The following is a 2,662-nucleotide window of genomic DNA, read 5'->3' on the forward strand; positions in this document are numbered from 1 at the left end:
GCCCTGCGGGCCCTGAAGGCCGGGGGAGCGGCCTGACGGCGCCGCCGCCGCGCCCAACCGACAGGAAACGCAGGGGACTCGCCCCGTACTAGAACGGATAGCGGGCGTGCCGGGTCGCCAGCGTCACCCACCGCGTGTTGCTGAACGACTCCAGCCCCCACCGCCCGCCGAACCGCCCGAAGCCGCTCGCGCCCACCCCGCCGAACGGCGCCGTCGGCTCGTCCGCGATCGTCTGGTCGCCGACGTGCACGATGCCCGTACGTATCCGCCGGGCCACCCCCAGCAGCCGCGCCAGCCGCTCCTCGTCGAACCACAGCGCCGGCTCCAGCGCCGTCCCCCGCGCCCCGGCCCACATCCGCCACGTGCCCAGCAGCGCGCCCACGTCCATGCTCACCGCGTGGAAGGAGAAGCTGTTGTACTTGAAGGAGTTCTGCCAGTACTTCACGCCCAGCACCAGGAACTGGTCCGTCTCAGGCCCCGGCGCCCCCTCCCCCAGCGCCTCCCGTACGGCACCCGAGACGTCGCCGGTCAGCAGCCGGCGCAGCGCGTGGTGGCGGGCCGAGTAGTAGTGCACGCCCGGCGGTACGGGGGCGCAGGGCCCGCTGATCCAGTAGACGGAGACGGGGTAGAGGCCGCCGCCGGAGGCGGTGCCGCGGGACCAGTTGGCGAGGGGGTAGAAGGGCAGGGCGTTCAGGTCGGTGTTGGCCTGCACGCCGAGGCGGCGGCCCACCAGCCCGTACGAGTCCCGCAGCAGCCCCCCGAGCAGCCCGAGGTCGAACGCGGGCCCGCCGCCGCCCGCGCCGGGGGACAGCAGGCCGCGCTCGACGGTGGCGTGCGCCGGGTACGCGGGTCCCGCCGGCAGCGGCAGCCGGTCCGTACCGGGGTAGTGCTTGGTCTTACGGGGACCGTCCGCCCAGTCGGGCACGAAGTCCACCGGCTCCATCGGCACCCGGCCGCGATGCATGATCGCGGTCGCGTATCCGTGGGCGTATCCCATCGTCTGCTCCTTCTCCGGGTGGCCGGCGGCTCGTGTCAGGGGAACGGGTGCGGTGCGGGGTTCAGCTCGGCGTCGGTGAGGTCGTGGTCGCGCAGCCCCGCCTCGCGCAGCCCGGTACGCAGCCGGGGCATGCCCAGCGCCCGCTGCCGGGACCAGCCGAAGTCGATGGGCAGCAGCCCCGGTACGAGCACGCCGACCGTCCACAGCCCCCGCTCCCGCTGCTCGGGCAGGGTCTGGTCGACGGCGATCACCTCGAACCCGGCCCCGGCGACCGCCGCCACGCACGCCGCGGCGTCCTCGGCGAGGTCGTCGGAGACGGGCAGGGTGCGCCCGGCGCCGTACCGCTCGTGCAGCGGGACGGGGCGCCGCGCCGGCTTGAGGAGGAAGTCGGCGTGGCGGGCCATCTCCGGCAGCCCGTAGACGAGGGGGTGGTCGTGGAGGGCGGCGACCTTGCCGAAGTCGGCGGCCATGGCCCGCAGCCGGGGCTCCTCCCGCTCCGTACGGCCCGCGAGGTTGACGGCGTCGGTGGCGATCTCGTCCAGCGCGGCGGCCAGCGCCGCTTCGGGGTCGAGCCCGGCGCCGGCGCCGAAGCACATCCGGCCGGGGCCGCCGTCGTGGCGCTCGGCGACGCCGGCGACGACGGGGACGGGGAAGGTCAGCGCGGCGTCGAAGAACCGGGCCCGGTAGCCGTACATCTCCAGCCGCGCCACCATCTGCCGGGTGGCGGGGCGGGCGGCGGAGGCGGGGTCCAGTTCGGTGAGGGGCTGCCGCCCGTACCAGGCGAGGAGGAAGGCGTCGCGCTCGACGACCTCCATGAGGCCGTAGTAGACGGCCTCGGCGGCGGAGCCGCCGGTGGCGCAGCCGTTGGAGCTCTCCTGCACGAAGCGGTCGGCGAGGCCGGGGGTGTGGTAGTACGTCAGCACCTCGGGCACGAGCAGGGGGCGGCGGTCGGTGAGGGAGTGGCCCCAGACCCAGGAGATCTCGCGCTCCGGCGCGAACGGGGCGATGCCGGTCGCGGAGTGGAACTCCGGGGCGTAGAGCCCGCACCGGCGGGGGTCGAGGGCGGGGCGGCCCTCGGCGACGAGCTGGTCGAGGCTGGCCCGCACGGTGGTGGCACGGGTGCGGGGCCGCATGCCGGCGTAGCGCTCCAGGCCCTCCAGGACGCCGATGCGCAGGCTGTCGCGGAAGGTGTCGGCGTGGCCGCCCCAGAAGGTCTCGCGGAGGTAGTCGCCGGAGCGGAGCGAGAAGCAGCCGATGGTGGCGGAGGTGGAGGTGGAGGAGACGTCGAGGACGACGGTGGGCCCGAGGGCGCCGCACACGGGGTTCGCGAACGCCTCGGTGGGCAGGTCGTAGTCCGCGAGCGCCCGGGTGCGGAAGGCGCCGGGACGGTACTTGGGGGAGGGCTGGAGGTCAAGGAGGGCGCCGTCGGCGGAGTCGCGCTCGCGGGGACCGCAGCCGGGGCACTCGGGGTCGGGGACGAGGGGGTAGCGGCGGACGGTGAGGTCGGCGAGGTCGAGCTGGTGGACGAGGGGGAAGGCGGCGGTACGGGGACCGGCGGTGCCGCGGGCGCCGGGATCGGCAGCGGCTTCGGTGTCCTGGCATGCGGCGACGTCACGACGGCGGGCGGACGCACGGTCCGCGGCGGAGACGGCCCCGGCCACGAGG

Annotated in this window: 1 protein-coding gene and 1 pseudogene; both read right to left on the reverse strand. The window is 75.5% G+C overall.

Annotated features, from left to right (window positions below; genetic code table 11):
* Positions 1-175 precede the first annotated feature (175 nt).
* Positions 176-997 (reverse strand): annotated as a pseudogene (locus H5J30_RS26320) (nitroreductase family protein); the annotation flags it as partial.
* Positions 998-1,032: 35 nt separating this feature from the next.
* The coding region (locus H5J30_RS26325; RefSeq protein ID WP_258563548.1) for a TOMM precursor leader peptide-binding protein at positions 1,033-2,662 on the reverse strand (1,630 nt) is incomplete at its 5' end.

This window comes from Streptomyces phytophilus (genome assembly GCF_013870535.1).
Lineage (GTDB): Bacteria > Actinomycetota > Actinomycetes > Streptomycetales > Streptomycetaceae > Streptomyces > Streptomyces phytophilus.